This window comes from Dapis purpurea BLCC-M126 (assembly GCF_050015975.1).
Classification (GTDB): Bacteria; Cyanobacteriota; Cyanobacteriia; order Cyanobacteriales; family Microcoleaceae; genus Trichodesmium.
In genome coordinates, this window is record NZ_JBNHER010000185.1 from 8,874 (window position 1) to 26,849 (window position 17,976).

The 17,976-nt window shown below is 35.1% G+C and carries 13 protein-coding genes; 6 read left to right on the plus strand and 7 right to left on the minus strand.

Annotation, left to right across the window (positions count from 1 at the left end; genetic code table 11):
• Positions 1 to 265: 265 nt before the first annotated feature.
• The 4 genes from ACP6PL_RS16330 to ACP6PL_RS16345 all read left to right on the plus strand — a co-directional run bounded on the left by ACP6PL_RS16330 (position 266) and on the right by ACP6PL_RS16345 (position 5,597).
• Positions 266 to 1,003 (plus strand): DUF429 domain-containing protein, encoded by a 738-nt coding sequence (locus tag ACP6PL_RS16330; protein WP_426546319.1) that lies wholly within the window; start codon positions 266 to 268, stop codon positions 1,001 to 1,003.
• A 543-nt stretch (positions 1,004 to 1,546) separates the two neighbouring features.
• On the plus strand, positions 1,547 to 2,092 hold the full coding sequence (locus ACP6PL_RS16335) for a hypothetical protein (protein WP_426546320.1): 546 nt from the start codon (positions 1,547 to 1,549) through the stop codon (positions 2,090 to 2,092).
• Between the two features lie 128 nt (positions 2,093 to 2,220).
• A complete protein-coding gene (gene hemE, locus ACP6PL_RS16340; RefSeq protein ID WP_426546321.1) occupies positions 2,221 to 3,285 on the plus strand; it encodes a uroporphyrinogen decarboxylase in 1,065 nt (354 codons plus the stop codon).
• Between the two features lie 1,343 nt (positions 3,286 to 4,628).
• Positions 4,629 to 5,597 carry an NAD-dependent epimerase/dehydratase family protein gene (locus tag ACP6PL_RS16345; protein ID WP_426546322.1) on the plus strand — a complete coding sequence of 323 codons (969 nt, stop codon included), beginning with the start codon at positions 4,629 to 4,631 and terminating at the stop codon, positions 5,595 to 5,597.
• A 781-nt stretch (positions 5,598 to 6,378) separates the two neighbouring features.
• Here ACP6PL_RS16345 and ACP6PL_RS16350 read toward each other — a convergent pair.
• The 4 genes from ACP6PL_RS16350 to ACP6PL_RS16365 form a co-directional block, all read right to left on the minus strand.
• Positions 6,379 to 7,332 carry a DUF192 domain-containing protein gene (locus ACP6PL_RS16350; protein ID WP_426546323.1) on the minus strand — a complete coding sequence of 318 codons (954 nt, stop codon included), beginning with the start codon at positions 7,330 to 7,332 and terminating at the stop codon, positions 6,379 to 6,381.
• A 43-nt stretch (positions 7,333 to 7,375) separates the two neighbouring features.
• Positions 7,376 to 8,974: an HNH endonuclease family protein gene (locus ACP6PL_RS16355; protein ID WP_426546324.1), complete on the minus strand. Its 1,599-nt coding sequence runs from the start codon at positions 8,972 to 8,974 to the stop codon at positions 7,376 to 7,378.
• Positions 8,975 to 9,307: 333 nt separating this feature from the next.
• A complete protein-coding gene (locus ACP6PL_RS16360) occupies positions 9,308 to 9,463 on the minus strand; it encodes a hypothetical protein (RefSeq protein WP_426546325.1) in 156 nt (51 codons plus the stop codon).
• A 31-nt stretch (positions 9,464 to 9,494) separates the two neighbouring features.
• Positions 9,495 to 9,746, minus strand: coding sequence for a GmrSD restriction endonuclease domain-containing protein (locus ACP6PL_RS16365; protein WP_426546326.1), 252 nt, complete (start codon positions 9,744 to 9,746; stop codon positions 9,495 to 9,497).
• 287 nt (positions 9,747 to 10,033) lie between these two features.
• Here ACP6PL_RS16365 and ACP6PL_RS16370 point away from each other — a divergent pair, with 287 nt between their 5' ends.
• On the plus strand, positions 10,034 to 11,635 hold the full coding sequence (locus ACP6PL_RS16370) for a B12-binding domain-containing radical SAM protein (RefSeq protein ID WP_426546327.1): 1,602 nt from the start codon (positions 10,034 to 10,036) through the stop codon (positions 11,633 to 11,635).
• 317 nt (positions 11,636 to 11,952) lie between these two features.
• On the opposite strand, the gene ACP6PL_RS16375 is transcribed toward ACP6PL_RS16370, so the two are convergent.
• Genes ACP6PL_RS16375 through ACP6PL_RS16385 form a run of 3 tightly spaced genes read right to left on the minus strand, consistent with a single transcriptional unit; the run spans position 11,953 to position 17,256 of the window.
• On the minus strand, positions 11,953 to 15,294 hold the full coding sequence (locus ACP6PL_RS16375; RefSeq protein WP_426546328.1) for a CHAT domain-containing protein: 3,342 nt from the start codon (positions 15,292 to 15,294) through the stop codon (positions 11,953 to 11,955).
• Positions 15,295 to 15,311: 17 nt separating this feature from the next.
• The gene (locus ACP6PL_RS16380) at positions 15,312 to 16,247 is read right to left on the minus strand and encodes a hypothetical protein (protein WP_426546329.1); all 936 of its coding nucleotides are present in this window, start codon (positions 16,245 to 16,247) and stop codon (positions 15,312 to 15,314) included.
• Positions 16,248 to 16,278: 31 nt separating this feature from the next.
• Positions 16,279 to 17,256, minus strand: a complete 978-nt coding sequence (locus ACP6PL_RS16385; RefSeq protein WP_426546330.1) for a PEP-CTERM sorting domain-containing protein — start codon at positions 17,254 to 17,256, stop codon at positions 16,279 to 16,281.
• A gap of 499 nt (positions 17,257 to 17,755) precedes the next feature.
• Here ACP6PL_RS16385 and ACP6PL_RS16390 point away from each other — a divergent pair.
• Positions 17,756 to 17,976: hypothetical protein (locus ACP6PL_RS16390; RefSeq protein ID WP_426546331.1), on the plus strand; the 221-nt coding region annotated here is incomplete at its 3' end.

The following is a 17,976-nucleotide window of genomic DNA, read 5'->3' on the forward strand; positions in this document are numbered from 1 at the left end:
TTGAATATCTCTTTTTAATCTAAGGTAAATCTGATTAGGAGTCAGGATACACCACAGAAGTTATTAGGAGTCAGGAGACAGGAGTCAGGAGTCAGGAGTAAAAATAAATAGTTTAAGTATCATTTATTAGCTTGAATATCTCTTTTTAATCTAAGGTAAATCTGATTAGGAGTCAGGATACACCACTCAGGATTCAGAATTTAAGTTTAGTTTTGCTATTGCTTAAGCTAACCTCAACTATATTTATATTTAGTCAAATAACATTATGAAATTTATCGGAATAGACCTTGGTTGGCAATCTGGCAAAAGTGGTTTATGCTGTCTACAATACTCAAACAAAAAGTTAAAAATATTAGACTTAGACTGCATACTAGAAATTGAAGATATTCTCAATTGGATTGATAATTTAACTCCACTATCTACTCCAGCTCTAATTGCTATAGATGCTCCAACAATAATTCCCAATCAAACAGGAACTAGACTTCCAGATAAACTTACTCATAAATATTTTGGTCGTTATCATGCAGGATGTTATCCGGCAAATCTTAATCGCCCTTTTGCTCAGAGAACAGTCAAATTTGGCATTAGTTTAGAAGCTAAAAATTTTATTCATGCACCAACAATTGAAACTCAACAACCAGGACGTTTTCAAATCGAAGTTTTTCCCCATCCAGCTATAGTTAATTTGTTTCAGTTAGAAAGAATTTTGAAATATAAAAAAGGTAGATTAGCTGACCGAAAATCAGAACTTTTGAAACTGCACCAATACATTCTAAATATCTTACCAACTCTAGAACCAGCTCTAGTAATTTCTGATAATTTCCTAGATATGGAAAAAATTAATAGCATGGCTACCCTTAAAACGACAGAAGATAAATTAGATAGTTTAATTTGTGCTTATATTGGTGCATACTGGTGGTATTGGGGTAGAGAAAAAAATTTGGTGTTAGGAGATAGCAACACCGGATATATAATAGTTCCTAATCGAGTAAGTAGGTATTAATTAATTAATAATGGATAATGAATAATTACCTCCAGGAAAACCTACTTGATTGAATATCAGGAAATTACAATTTTTTTTCTCCTTAAAAGGAGAGGCTTTAAACTGAATTGATTAATTATCAATTATCCATTGGTAAAATCAAATAGAAAATTGATTCCTAAGAGAGAACACCGGAACATAATAACTGTGGATAGTGATTATAGCAGTTTTCATTAATATAGAGTACAGAGATTTGGGTTGAAAGGAAGAAGGCTTTAGTTATCTAGGAGAGAAGGCTTTAGTTATCTAGGAGAGAAGGAAGAAATTTTGTAGTCTACCTTTCTCAAAACCGCTATAAACAATTTCTTTAAGCTAACCTGGCATTTGCCTATTGGTTTTCTATTTTTTTATACTCATCTACTTATAGCAATCCTAAATGATTTATAATAAATCAAAAAATGGATAAAATTCCTACACTTCCTTCTCTTATCTCTTGCCTAAAAGCAACAAAGATTTTTTACAGGACTCAGATAGGACTGCTATAGATTAAATTCTACTGAAGTTATGAAAGAAAATTTAGCTGAACTAAAATTAGAAGTAGAAACCTTACAAACAGAAATAGATGCTTTACAAGCTCAAGTAGATGTACTGCGTCAAAAACGTTCCTCTTTCCAAATAAATGTTAGTTTTCCCAAAGATAATACTCCTGAAGCACTAGCAGAATTTCGTAAAAAAAATACTGAAGAAACCGCAAACTGGCAAGCAGAAATTCAAGAAATTAATCAATCTCTCAAAGTATTAGAGGCGCAACTTAATCAGAAAAAAACTACCCTACAACCAAAAAAATCTCGGCTGGAATGGCTGGAATTACAACAGCAAGTTTACGAGGGGGGAAAACTCTTACAGGAACAAGTGAAAAAAGTCAATGAAAAAGCTAATCAACTTGAAATAGAAATACAAACTCTCAAACAAATTTATCAAGAATTAAATCCACTTTATTGTGAGTGGGTACAAAATGCAGCTAATATAGTTGACTTTAAAGCTACAACCATTCCTTATGTTTATGTTAAAGAAAATGGCTTTGAACTTGGAAATAAAGAAATTAAGTAAACTTTCGTTACAATCCAAAGTCTACTATTTGCACAAATGTCACGTCCTTGTAAACTTACAGATCAGGACAATATAAGTTGACCTGATAGTTAAGATGAAAGATTTTAGAAGTAGAAGGTAAAGTAAATATGGCCGAATCAAGCCAAATACCCTATTTATTACGAGCAACTCAGGGTGAATTATTAGACCGTCCACCTGTATGGATGATGAGACAGGCGGGGCGCTACATGAAGGCTTATCGAGATTTACGAGACAAATATCCCTCATTTCGCGAGCGTTCCGAAAAGGTAGATATTGCTGTGGAAATATCTCTGCAACCTTTCCACGCTTTTAAACCTGATGGAGTAATTTTATTCTCAGATATCTTAACCCCACTTCCAGCAATAGGGATTGATTTTGATATTGTCGAAAGCAAAGGACCAATTATCGATCCGCCTATTCGCACTCAATCTCAAATTGACCAACTTCACCCTATCGAACCAGAAGAGTCTCTACCTTTTATTAGGGAAATTTTACAAGTTCTCAGAAGAGAAGTTAAGAATGAGGCAGCAGTTTTAGGTTTTGTTGGGGCACCTTGGACTTTAGCTGCTTATGCTATAGAAGGTAAGAGTTGTAAAGATTATACCAATATCAAAAAAATGGCTTTTTGTGAGCCAGAAATGTTGCATCAGTTTTTAGGTAAACTGGCAGAGGCGATCGCCGTTTATGCTCGTTACCAAATAAATAGTGGGGCACAAGTTATCCAAATGTTTGATTCTTGGGCAGGTCAACTTAGCCCTCAAGATTATGAAACTTTTGCTTTGCCCTATCAAAAATTGGTAGTGCAGCAGGTTAAGAAGACTCATCCTAATACACCTTTTATTCTATATATTAATGGCAGTGCTGGATTGTTAGAGAGAATGCCCCAAACTGGTGTTGATATAGTGAGTGTAGACTGGACTGTAGATATTGGTGAAGCTAGACAACGCCTTGGTCAGAATATTGGTATTCAGGGAAATATTGATCCTGGTGTACTTTTTGGTTCTAAAGAGTTTATCAAATCTCGCATTTTGGAAACTATCCGCAAAGCTGGGAACCGAGGTCATATATTAAATTTAGGACATGGTGTTTTGCAAAAGACTCCTGAAGAAAATGTAGAGTATTTCTTTAAAACTGCCAAAGAGGTTAGCAATTTATTAGCAGTAACCGCTTAAGTTTAATTAAGGTAGATTTGAGATTTGCATTAATTTTTTGTAGGGGTGGGTTTCTAACCTGCCCCTAAATTTATTATTGCTAGGCTAGCATTTTTCGGGAATTATAGGTATAGCGCTATGTGCAAGTCAAAAGTTAAAAATTATAGCAGTTTTCATTAATATAGAGTACAGAGATTTGGGTTTAAAGGAAGAAGGAAGAAGGAAGAAGGAAGAAGGAAGAAATTTTGTAGTCTACCTTTGTGAAAACCGCTATAAAAGTAATCTCTGAGTGAGTTTTCGGTGGAGAATTAAGTTTTAGATGATATGAGAAAAATTTTGCTAGATATCGAGAGTAGGTACTCATGAATGGGAAGTTGTAACTGAGCAATTATCAGACTTCACTACTCCCTGCTTTTAACATTAACTATTACAGCAAATTCCAGGTATATGAGGTACAAAGATGTAATATCATGTCTGGATAATTAGTAATAAAAAAGTTTTTGTTTGTAGTAGGGCTTTAGCCCGATAAATACCTATCTTAGGGCTAAAGCCCTACTACGAGCTTTAATTATCACTGTTCAACCGGACATGATATAAGACCTTGTGGAGTAGGCATCTTGGCTACTAAGCATCTTGCTCGCTCTGGGGTGTAATACTATTTATCAAAAAGAATGCTATACTTAGGGGTTGCGCTCAAAAGTCTGATGGTGAAGGGAGGAAGTAAGGAGTAGGGAGTAGTGAAGAGTCAACAGACACAGGGAGTTATACAGGGGGTACTCAGAAAAATTATCCTTTGCTCCAACCTCCCTAACTCTTACCCAAATACTAACTTTTTGAGCTTACCCTGGCTGAAAATCTCCTACTTTTTCCGGACTTGAAAATGCTCAAACCTTTATCTACCCATGCGAGCGAGATTTATTCAGCAAAACCTATTTAATTGGGTGGGGAAGTGTGGGACCCACCCCTAACTCCTCCCAGGAGAGGAAGTGTGGGAGGTTTGGGGAGAGGTAAAAGTAGGAATAATATATACTAACTGAACTTAAATTGTCAAAAACATACTTTGAATGTTTGTACATATTTGACTGTTGAAGTATGGCTGAAGTATAGCATTACTTTTGGGAATTGGTATAACTCACTTATATGAAATTTGCTGTATTTCTAAAATTATTTTATGTAGGTGAAGTAAGTAAATATCCTGAAAAAATTCCAATTTTTGTAGCTTATCTAACGGGGAAAGCCTACAAACCTCTTTGCTTAGGGAAAACGTGAGTTAATATAGTCTTAGAATATAGTATGGTATCGAACATAAAATATTGCTCATAACCTGAGTTTTACCTACCATCTAAAACCTAAAACATTTTTTTATGAGCCATAAACGGATTTTCATTACGGGTGCTAGTGGGTGTATTGGTCACTATATTGTTGAATCCTTAATTCAAAATACCCAGCACGAACTTTACTTATTAGTTAGGAACCCAGATAAATTAAAAGTTGACTATAAAGCTCGTACTGGTGTTAATCTTTTAAATGCCAATCTCAGAGAAATTGAGCAGTTTTCCTCCTTACTCCAAGAAGTTAATGTGGCAATTTTAGCTGCTACTGCTTGGGGAAATTTGCAGGAAGTATTTGATATTAATGTGATTAAAACTCTGAAGTTAATTACATTACTAAATCCGGAAGTATGTGAAAATATCATTTATTTTTCTACTGCTAGTATTCTCGACCAAAATAACAGATTACTTAAAAAAGCTGGAGAGATTGGTACTGACTATATTCGTTCTAAATATGACTGTATGTATCAGTTATCTAGATTGGATAATTTATCCCCTCTAACTTGTCTTTTTCCTACATTGGTTTTAGGAGGAGATGAAGAAAAACCATATTCTCATCTTTCTGCTGGTTTACCAGAAATAATTAAACATATTGGTTTAATTCGATGGTTAAAAGCTGATGGTAGTTTCCATTTTATTCATGCTGCTGATATTGCTCAAGTAGTTACTTATTTAGTAGAAAACCCACCCCAGTCAAAAGAACTACAAAAATTAATTTTAGGGAATCCAAAAGTTACAGTTAATCAGGCTGTTGAAGAAATTTGTGCATATCTGAAGAAACGAATATTTTTTCGTTTTAATTTGGCGCCTTGGTTGATAGAGATAATAATTTCAGTATTTAAAATTCAAGTTGCAGCTTGGGATAGATTCTGTTTAGAATATCGCCATTTTACATATCAACATCCTATTAATCCAGCAACTTTTGAACTGCCGAGTTATTGTCCTACTGTTCCTGATATTTTGAGAACTAGAAATATTTTCCGTAAGGGAGTAGGGGAGTAGGGGAGAAAAGTATTCTTCAGCTAAAAAATAGCCTGAATATGGTAGTTGCTATTAATCTTAATACATTTTCAAATTAAAGTGAGCAGAATATTCATTTTCTGAAGCTCCAAAAATTTCAGTAGAAAATAGTAGGAAAATAAACTAAATTTTGTGATACAATAAATTTGTAAGGTCTAACTCGCGTATACACATGACTTTTTATTCAACTAAAACTTCTGTGTAGTAGTGACAAAAGTTAAATCAAAAAGTATTTTCCTACAACCTACATTCCGCACGACAAAATGTAGTATAAAAACAACAGGAGACAGGAGACAGGAGACAATTATAGTGGTCAATAGGAGTAAGTAATTGAGTATTTATGCTTAATATTTTCCTGAGAATTTGACTCCTCAGAAACGTCAATGAATCGGAGCTACATAGTATAAATACCTACCAAGCTGCCGTTTTTATACTACTTTTAATGCTACAACTTGACGTGCGGAATGTGGGCTACAAAAAAATAGGCTGAATATAGTAGTAGCCATTACTGTTACGACATTTTCAAATTATCAAATATAGTCACAAAAGGAATTTGACTCCTAACTTCAGACTTCAGGAATATCTGGGCGTTTCGCTGCGCGACATGAAACGCATAGCGGCGCGTAGCACTATCCCTACCCTAACTACTTTATCTAAAATCTAAAAACTGTTGCGCAATAGTTTAAATGATTGAATATAGCAGTCACCATTACTGTTAAGACATTCTCAAATATAGTCACAAAAAGAATTGAACTTCTGACTTCTAACTGCCAACTTCAGTTATATCTAAGCGATCGCCCACCCTTAAACCCAACTCAATAGCTCTACCACCCCTCAACTCAATCACCCCATCAACAGGAGTACCTGGTCCATAAGTAGGGCAAGGTTCAGTTTCACAAGGAGGTAAATTAGAAAAAATCGCCTGTACCTCCCCATTCCTCAGAAATATCATATCCAAATTAATAAAAACATTTCTCATCCAAAAATTTACCGTCCTAGGAGGATCAATAGAAAATAACATACCCTGATTATCTGGCAACTCAGTCCGAAACATCAAACCTACTGCCTGCTGAAAAGGAGTTCGCGCCACCTCCAAATTAACAACTTGCCCAGAAAAATTTGCCTGTGCCGAAATAGGTAACATTTGTCCTAACTCCACCCCACCTAACAAAGAACTAAAATTAGATTCCTCAAGATTTGTCACCCCTGGCAAAACTGCCAAATATTCTCCCGTTACTCTATCTTGAATAATAGTATTACCCTCAGAAGGCAAAATATTTAACTCACTAAATTGTAACCCTCCAGTCAGAATGAGGCGATCAGCACCATTCCCAAAATCTGTAATTACATCTGCATCTGCCAAATTTACCCCACCAGTCGAAGATAAATCTCCACGTCTACCAATAGCAAATACATCGTCTCCCTCACCCCCAGTCATTGTATCCCTACCCAGGTCGCCAATTAACCAGTCAGCTCCAAAGTCTCCAGAAATTAAGTCATTTCCTTGCCCGCCAAAAATTGTATCGGCATCTTGTCCGCCATAAATAATATCATCCCCTTGATTACCTTGGAGGACATCGGCTCCCTGGTTGCCGAAAATTTGGTCATTACCCCCGAAACCTTGGACAATATCTTTACTTTCCAGAGCAGGGATAATGTCACTATCGGGAGTGCCACTAAGAAAGTCAATACCTAGCGTACCTTGAATATTAGTCATTTAATTTGATAGTTATGGATAGAGATGTCATATTCTTTCTCTGTTAAGATAACCATTCTTCATACATTCGTTTCCAAAGAATATCACATATACACTTAGTTCTCTCTTCAACAAAATTTTTATCCCATTTTCCTGTTGGTCCAATCTCAATAATTGGCTTGATATGATCAAAACAAGAGGCTTCAGTTAGTAATTTAATAGTAGTATCATTCAGATTAACTTTATTTTTTTCTGCTCGGTTTTTTAAATCACTTAATTTATCGGCATCTTTTTCAGATAAATGACAATAATAAATCAATTTTTCTATCCATTTTTTATTACCAGCAGAACTATTTATTTTAGTAGGAAGTAGAGTTAAATTACCAATTTGTTCATAATCATCATTTGTATATAAATTTTCGTCCCAATTAGCTTCCGTTTGTAACTCTGGCTTTTGAGGTGCTATGTGTTCAATACTTTTTAAATCCTTAGATAACCATTGACTAGGTTCTAAATAAGGAAAAGATGATTTAGGTTTACCTACCTTCATTAAACCAGGATGTTCAGGGTCAGAAATAGTATCATGCGATGTTATAAATAGAACAAAGCGACACACTTTTTGAACATTATCGTATCTTAAATAATTTATAGCTTTATTTATCCATTTTTCTTTCGTACCTATTTCTTGAGTTTCAAGAGCATTTTTGAAATGACGTTTTAAATTTCCTATTGTCATTTCAGAGTTACCTTTTTTCCACGACATTTTTTCTTGGAGTAACTTTCGATAGACATTATCTAATCCTGTAGTTGGTAATGCAGAACGCCACAAAGTAAAAAATGCTGCTACAATTTTGCATGAAATAGCAAAATTTTCTTGGGCTTGTATTTGATTTTCTTCTTCTAAAGATTCAGAATCATTTTGAGTACGAATAATCAAGGAATAGAAACGACTTAAAATTGTATGTGCCATTTTATGCTTAGCATCTTTCAGATAAAGTAAGCTGAAAGATGCAAGTTTTCTCTCAGATTCATCCAAGAAATTTAATTTAGGTAAAATCTTTTTTAGATTCTCCTGAGAATATAAAATTTCTTGGCAATATTCCGCTATATCGCCCATTTGTTCAATAAACTTTTCTTTATCTTTTAGTAGAGATTGTTCATCTTGATTTGAAGAACAATCTCTGTCAAATTTTTCAATCAGCCAATTTCTTTGAGTGCTAAACTGCTTCAATAAACTTTTTCCTTCATACGTGAAAGAAAATAAAGTTAGATATTCATTAGTCCTTTTATTTTTACTAGAAGCACTCCGTAGTCTTTCCATTAAATTTTCTATTTTTGTAAAATTTTTATCGAAGTTGGAATTTTTAAAACCTTGAGTTTTAGAGTCAGCTACATTAACAACTAGAGGCTTAAATGTTTCAATAGCTGTTAGAGGAGTCCCTGTTGCATTTAAAGATTGGAACATATCAAATGCTCGGAGTTGTGATACAGGTTTAATCACAGTTAAACAGCATCGTTTAAGCAAATAACTAGAAAATGTAAAAAGTTGTACTAAAGAACAAATATTTTTTTGATTTCGATCTAAATTTGAAGGTTGAATATTTTTATATTGTTTTACTGTTTCAAATAACTGAGAATATTCATAATTCCATAATTCTGACAATAACGATGTATTTAGTTTTTCAATAATTTCTCAACCAGAAGGATAATTTATATCATTCCCTTCAAAAGAATTTTTTACTTGGTCTAAGTACAGTTGAATAGACTTAATATTCTTCTCAATCAAAGAGTTTTTTGCAGGAACTGGAAATTTTATCTCTTTATCCTGAGAATGAGAAATTGCATCAATTGTTTCAATAAAATTAGCTAAATAAGATGAAATATCAGACTTATAATGTTCAGCTACTTCCCCTTGTATAGTCCAAATATCTAGTTAACCTCTAATAGTGATTGGTTTATAGTTTAATGTATCTTTCTTTATATCAAACGAAAAAAGTTATAGGAGATTCCCTAAAAAATCATCAGCAGCTTCTTCTATTTCTTTAAATAAATCTTCTGAATCAGAATCTTCATTTAGTTCATTTTTAATTGTGTAAATTTTTTCGTATAAGCAACAAGCTAATAAAGCAATAGTTGAGATTAGTTGTTGCAATATTATCTATATGAGTAGGAAGTGCGCGAGGTTATTGTGGCTTAATATTATTAATTTTATCGTGTTCTTCAACTAGAATCATTGTTCCCATAAAATGAATATACTTATCATCTTCAAATAGGTCAGACACCCCAGAACAAATATCATCCATCAATTGTTCAATATTTTCTGTATCCCAACTATATTTTCGTTGATATAAGGGAATATAGTATCCCAGACCTTGTTGATTAAAAATATATAAAACTGGTTCACTGGATATAGAAAAAAATTTATCAATATCCATATTTTTTTTGCCTGAGATAGTTGAGTAATTAATGATTATTGTATTTATGAAAAATAATTGCAGTCCAAATTATTAAAAATTTAACTATTACTTAAGGTTTAAGTATCCTCAAAAAAGATAATAATGTCAAAATATATTATATTCAAAAGGGAAATCTTAACTGTTTAGATTTGATAACCAAGAAGAAATAATTACTTTTTTATTTATTGGTTAAACTGAACTAATTACGTTAAGCTTAACCTATCAAAAAAAACAGACTTTACCCTAATGTGAGGAGCTAATATTTAATGCGAGTTTTATTAATTTATCCCCTATTTCCCCAATCTTTCTGGTCTTTTGAAAAAATTTTGGAACTGATAAATCGCAAAGTAATGATACCTCCATTAGGTCTAGTAACAGTAGCAGCTATCTTACCCCAGGAATGGGAATTTAAGTTAGTCGATAGAAATATTAGGGCAGTCACAGAAGCAGAATGGGAATGGGCAGACCTAGTAATACTATCGGCCATGATTGTCCATAAAGAAGACTTACATGACCAAATCCGGGAAGCAAAACGACGCAATAAATTAGTGGCCTGTGGTGGTCCATATCCCACAGCATTACCTCAAGAACAATTGGACAGTGGTGTAGATTTTCTGATTCTGGACGAAGGGGAAATTACTTTGCCTATGTTTATCGATGCTATTCAGCGTGGCGAAACTAAAGGTATTTTCCGTGCAGATGGGAATAAACCTGATGTGACAACAACTCCTATTCCCAGATTCGATTTATTGGAAATGCAATATTATGAATCTATGTCGGTTCAGTTTTCCCGTGGTTGTCCGTTTCAATGTGAATTTTGCGATATTATTGTTCTGTATGGTCGTAAACCTCGCACTAAAACGCCAGCACAATTATTAGCAGAGTTAGATTGCTTATACGACTTAGGATGGCGTGGTTCTCTATTTATGGTGGATGACAACTTTATTGGCAATAAGCGTAATGTTAAATTGTTGCTCAAAGAATTAAAAGTTTGGCAAGCAGAACATCAATATCCATTTAAACTAACCACAGAAGCTTCCGTTAACTTAGCAGAAGATCCAGAATTAATGCAATTAATGGTAGATTGCAATCTCAGAGCAGTATTTTTGGGAATAGAAACCCCAGATGAAGATAGTTTACAGTTAACTCACAAATATCAAAATAATCGTAACCCTCTAAACGAAGCCGTAGAGAAAATTATTAAGTCTGGTATCAGAGTAATGGCAGGCTTTATCATTGGTTTTGATGGAGAAAAACCAGGAGCAGGCGATCGCATTGTTAAATTTGTGGAAGAGACGACTATTCCTACTGCTATGTTTAGTATGTTGCAAGTCTTACCAAATACTGCACTTTGGCATCGTCTGAAAAAGGAAGGTCGCCTTTTAGATAAAGGTGCTAACATCAATCAAGTAACACTGACAAATTTTATCCCTACCAGGCCAATAGAAGATATTGCTAGAGAATATGTAGAAGCATTCTGGCAGTTGTATGACCGTGAAAAATTTTTAGATCGAAATTATCGACATTTTCTAATGATGGGCGCTCCCACTGCTAAAGGTGCTGCAAAAATACCAACTTGGATAGAATTACGAGCATTATTGATTCTTTGTTGGCGACAGGGAATAAAGCGGAAAACTCGTTGGAAATTTTGGCATCATTTGTTTAGTATTAGAAAACATAATCCTAGTGTTTTGACATCTTATATAAGTAACTCCGCTCATATCGAACATTTTTATGAGTATCGTCATATTGTTAAAGAAAAAATTGAAGCGCAGTTAGCTGAATATTTAGCTGAGAATAAAAAGTTAAGTGTAATTAAAGAAGAAGTCAGCAGTCAGAAGGAAGAGATAAAAGAAGAAGTAGCTTAATAATTAAGAGAGAATTTGTAGGGAGATTATATAAAATTCCCTACAAATTCTGCTATGTTTATATAAGGAAGAAGCAAGAAGGAAGAAGCAAGAAGGAAAAAAGGTTTAAAAGGTTTAAAAGGTTTAAAAGGTTTAAAAGCTGGAAAAAACTTAAATTTCCTGTAGATATTCACCCTAGCTTTTACGCAAACGATACCATTGGACATAATATCAGGAGTCAGAATTGTTAAGGTTGTCAGGCAAAACTAACTATCATAAAAATTCTCACATCTCATTCCTGATTGCTATAGATAACTATTTTTGTTGGGTTTCCTCCGTCAACCCAACCTACTAATCTTATTCTTACTTTTGACTTTTGACTTTTGACTTTCTTGCCACTCTCCCTGCACAACAAATGGTGCCCAATAATAGGGTGCTTTCCGCTCTTCTGAACTTAACATTTCTAACTGAGTTTCCCTCATTGACTCCAGAGGATTTTTTCCTTTTTCTAACATTTTCCGATAATAACTTTGCATTAATTCAGATGTCGAATTATCCTCCACACTCCATAAACTTACTACTACTCGTTTGGCTCCTGCATACATAAATCCTCTGGTTAAACTTACTAATCCTTCCCCTCTAATTTCTTCTCCTATTCCTGTTTGACAAGCACTTAATACTACTAATTCCGCTGGCATTTCTAAGTTAAATATATCGTTTAATTGTAAAAATCCTGGTGTTTCTTTGCCTGTTTTATCATACAAGGAAAGCACTAATCCTGATAATTCTGGCTGGCTTTCATTTAATAGTCCGTGGGTGGCTAAATGTACTATTTGATATTGGGATAAGTCGGGGTTTATTGCAGTTTCTCGATTGGCATCGAAGTCTAAGGATAGTTGTTCTAAATTGTCAGGAACTAATGCTAATATTGCTTCGGCTTCTTGACGAGTTCCTTCTAATCTACTGAATGATGAACCGAGAAAATCTTCTAGGGAACGAGTTAATGCCATTGCGGTTAAATTATTAGTTTTTGTTTCTTTTTTTGGTTGAGAAGCTGTTTGAAATCTAGGGTCGTTATCTGCAAATACTGGGTCGGCAATAACAGCTACTTTTTTGGGAACGGGGGTTCTACCTTTGACTTGTTCTCTAAGAATAGAAATACTTGAAGCTGAGGGTAAGGTGACTATTTCATGGTTCATAATTAAGGGTTGATAATTATTACGCTCCTCATTCCCCCCTACAAGGGTGGAGGCAGAATTTCCTCCCTCTCCTCGCAGGAGAGGGGTTGGGGGAGAGGTCAAAGGTAAGGCTGCAAAAGGAATGGTTTGTAAGATGCCATCTCCTACTATTAATAGTCGTTTATTTTCTAATTTATTGGCTACGGGTAATAATAATATTTGACTTAATTTACTTCCGGTTTCTGGCACTGGGGAAAGGGAGATAATTTCTTGTCTAAATTGTTTAGCTAATTCTTCTATTTCTGCTCTTGGAGGTAGTTCATAACTGCTAATTTCTTTTTGAGTTACTAACCATAAATAACTGGTATCTTTTCCCAGAAAATATTGTAAAAGTATGGTGTCTTTGTCGATGACTTGTTCTTGAATTTCTGTGGCAGTGAGGGGTTCTGGATATTTGAGTTTGGCGTAACGAGGGCTATTTTGTTTGATTTTTACTTCTAATTGTTGGAGTTGGTTGGTTAGGGTTTCGATTTGTTGTTTGAGTTCGTCGGGGTTGTATCCACGGGTATTGAGTTGTCGTGCTTGATCTAATGTGTTGAGTTGTTGTAGTAGTTGTTTTTCTTGAGCGAGGAGTTGGGGGTTTACTCCGGTTTTGATGTCTGTTCCTGATTCTGCTAGAATGTCTAGTAAGCTTCTAGCGCGACTGCGTTCGCTGGCGTTTAATGCTTTGCTGTCATAACCTTGGTTGGGGTTTTGTTTGTGGAGTTGCATTAGGAGGTTGATGTAGAATTGATAGTAGTCTTGAACTGTGGCAAAGTAGGATGTGCGGAGGTCTTGAGCGACTATTTTGGTGCGGAGGTCTTCGATTATTTCTAGGGATTTTTCCATGAAAGTGAGGCTTTCGGTGAGTTTGCCTTGGCTAAATTTGACCCAAGCTATACTGTAAAGAGTCGTAGCTTCCACATGCTGATCGCCTACCTGCTGAAGTATAGGTAAGGCTAGATTAAAAAATAAGAGTGCTTTTTTGTCTTCTCCTAAGTCACTGTAGATTCCACCAATATTATGGAGAGTGTTTGCTTCCCCAGCACGATCACCTATTTGCTGCCTTAAAAGTAAAGCTTGATTGTAGAAATTGAGTCCCTTTTTGTGTTCTCCTAAGTCACTGTAGATACTGCCAAGATTACTAATAGTGCTAACTTCCCCTTCCCGATAACCTACCTGCTGAAATATAAGTAAAGCTTGATTATAGAATGATAGGGCTTTCTCCTTTTCTCCTATACTATCGTAAATACTTGCAATACTGTGGAGAGTAACACCTTCCCCACTATGATCGCCTACTTGTTGTCTGAGAGGTAATACTTTTTCATAGTAATTGAGTGCAATTTGTTTTTCCCCTAAGCGATAGTAAACACTACCAATGTTATTGAGGGTGCTAGCTTCCCCACCCCGATCGCCTACTTGCTGAAGTATAGATAATGCTTGCTCATAGAAATTGAGCGCTTTTTGGTTTTCTCCTAAGCCATGGTAGGCAAGGCCAAGATTATTGAGGGTGCTAGCTTCCCCACCCCGATCGCCTACTTGCTGAAGTATAGATAATGCTTGCTCAAAGTAATTGAGTGCAAGTTTTTTTTCCCCTAAGCTATTGTAGACAAGGCCAAGATTATTAAGAGTGGTTGCTTCCTCACCCCGATCCCCTGCTTGCCGATATATAGTTAAAGCTTGATTGTAGTAATTGAGTGCTGTTTGTTTTTCTCCTAAGTCTGAGTAGACAACGCCAATACCTATGAGAGTGCTAGCTTCCCCACCTTGATCGCCTACTTGCTGCAGTATAGGTAAAGCTTGCTCATAGAAATTGAGTGCTTTTTTGTTTTCTCCTAAGCTATGGTAGACATTACCAATATTTGTGAGAGTAGTTGCTTCCATACCCTGATCGTCTAATTGCCGTCTGAGAGTTAAAGCTTGATTGTAGTAATTGAGTGCTTTTTTGTTTTCTCCTAAATTACTGTAGACACCACCAATATTATGGAGAGTGGTAGCTTCGCCGGCCTGCTCATCTGCTTGCTGAAATAGAGGTAATGCTTGCTGGTAATAATTGAGTGCTTTTTTGTTTTCTCCTAAGTTACTGTAGACACGTCCAATACTAAGAATTGTAAGTGCTTCCCAACTAAAGTTACCTGTTTTCCTAAATAGTAATAATGCCTCTCCAAATTTAGCGATTGCTCCCCTCCGAGATTCTGCTGTACCTTCCTCATATAATTTTGTACCTTCCTCATATAATTTTGTACCTTTATCATATAGTTTCATTCCTTGATCAAAAGTTTGTTCTGCTTCAGCACCAGGGTTAGTTTTAGCAATAACTTCTCTCCCATTGATAATATTGGGCAACATTAATACAGGAAAACTGACATTAAAAAACATCAGACTATTAACACTGAGAATAGACAACCATCTCTTAGGAGAAACCATAGATCCAACCCTTGCCTCACAACTAGAAATTTTCATCTATTATATTTCTAGTTTCAAGGAAGATCTGCAGGTTGTTTGGGTTCAGACACAGAGTTACGATCAAAAATTTTCTCTTGGGTAAGTGCAATAGCATCTATTTTAGTAGGCTGCTTTTTTTGATCTCTTCTTAATATAAGATTAATAGACTCAAAAGTTAAATTCTCCTCTATCCCATATAAATAATCAGTTTTTCTAGTTTCTTTCTGACCAATAACGTATTTCCACTGTGACGTTTCCACTACTAGAGGTTTACCTAATGATTCCCATTTATCCTCTTTTAAAAAGAAAAGTTCAACTTCAACCTGTCGATTTTTTTCCTCAGCTCTCATACGATACTCTGTTTGGGAATTTGGTTTACCATCCAAAAGAATATAAGGAAACTCAGAAGTATTACGCTCTTCTGGTTGCATACCAGGAATAAAATCTGGGTCTACAAATAATCTTGTTAACCCCGGTATGGTAGGCTCTTGAGGGCGTATCCAAGCCTTAAGTTCACCATCATCTTTAACCTGACTGAAACCTGTCGGACACGAAGAAGCATCTTCCTTGATAACCATTTCAACATCTTGACCAATTTTCCCATTCCAACAGAAGGGTAAATTATCGGCATATTCTAAAGCTGTGACATAAGAATTTCTCGGCTTTGTTGCATCTTTTGGAAAAATCCCCCTCCAATACAAATTAATTGTACCATTACTTAGATCGAGAGGACTTATTCCTAAATCTACTAACTTAAGTGATGCAGCTTGATAATCACCATCTGAAATTAAATAACCTGAATTAACACGGAGTTTTGAGGATAGTTGCCATATTCCCCGACTATCAAATTCATCCTCTAACAAAACTGTTTCATTGGAACTAAATTTAAAATCAAATGCAAAAGTTCTTTCAGAGAAAATTGCCATACTTGCTATCACAAGAAGCATCAGTAAGTAATACTTGATTTTCATTTTTTTTGTCGCAGTTATCTGAGATTTGCGATTATTTTTTTTGCCTATTCCATCTTACTATCCCTAAAGCTCCAGCAGCTAATAAACTAAATACAGAAGTAGGTTCCGGAACAGACTTACTATCAAAAATTTTCTCTTGAGTAAGTGCAATAGCATCTATTTTAGTGGCTTCCGCACTGTTAAGTTTTCTTAGGAGAATATTAATAGACTCAAAAGTGACAGACTCCTCAATTCCATAGTTATATGTTCCATCTTCGTTTTGACCAGCAACATATCTCCATTGAGATGAATCTACTACTAGACGATCGCCTATTGACTCCCACTCATCATTATTATTAAAAAAGGAAAGTTCAACCTCAACCTGTTCACCTATTTGCTCAATTCGCATACGGTAATCTGTTACAGGATTAGGTTGACTATTGAAGGTGAGAAAAGCAAACTCAGAAGGATCGCGCTCCTCTGGTTCTACACCAGGAGTAAAATCTGGGTCCACATATAGTCTTGTGGGCAGTTTTTGAATTCTTGTTTGAGGGCGTAACCAAGCTCTTAGTTCCGCATTTTCCTCAACCTGCCTCAAATCTGTTGGACAAGAAAAACCATCTTCCTCAATTACAACCACTGCTTCATCACCACCTTTGCCATTCCAACAGAATACGGGATTTTCTGCATATTGTAAAGCAGGAATATAAGCATTTCTTTCTCTGTGGGCACCGTCTGGAAAAATAGCACTCCAATACAAATTAATAGCACCCTCAGTTGGACTCAGAGGACCTATTCCTAAATCATCTAAATTAAGTGATGCAGTTTGAAAATCACTTTCTGGAATTAAATAACCGGATTCAATTTTAACATTTGTAGGTAGTTGCCATTCACCCTGACTATCAAAGTCATCATTTAATAAAACTTTCTCATTAGCACCAAATTTAAAATCAAAAGCAAAAGTTCTTTCAGAGAAAATTGCCATGTTTGCTACCAGAAGAGGAGTCAGTAGATAATGTTGAATTTTCATTGATTAGTAAATTAATTTGTCGTCAGTTAATAGTATCCCTAACCACAAAAATAAAACAATAATAAATCAGTATCTTTACTGAATCTTTACCGAATCTTCATATAGTCATTTAATTATAATATATTAGTTTATTTAATATTAATATGTCTAAATGAGTCAGTCAAAATTGTCATCCTTGAATCATGATAAAATCAACAAAAATACCTGTAGACAAAATTTTCAAGAATTAATATCTAAATATCTAGGTTCTCAAGTATTACAAATTTACTCACAAAATTATAGAATCTATTTCGTGTATAAGAACCGTGTAATAACGGAAATACGTTTAACTAATAAATATAACTTATAATCTCTTTCCACAGACACAAAGTATCTTTCTTCACAGAATCTTTAAAAATTTAGCTACTGCTTTATAGAAAATTCAAAAAGATAATTACATTCAAGAATTAAGAATTAAGAATTAAGAATTTAGAATTACCTCTCCTTGAAAAGAAGAGGATTGACTAATCATGAAAATTTTTATTTATTATCCCCTTTTAAGGGGAAAAAGCGGTCGTTTGCGGAGCAGTCCGTTAGGATGGGATGGCGAGGTTTCCCGCTCTTAACAGAGCCGCGTTTCATGTCGCGCAGCGTTAACGCGCGTTGTGCGGAACGCGAAACGCCACATCCAATCGACCAAGAGAAAAGTGCTCTTGAATTTCCTTATCTTCAATTCCCGAA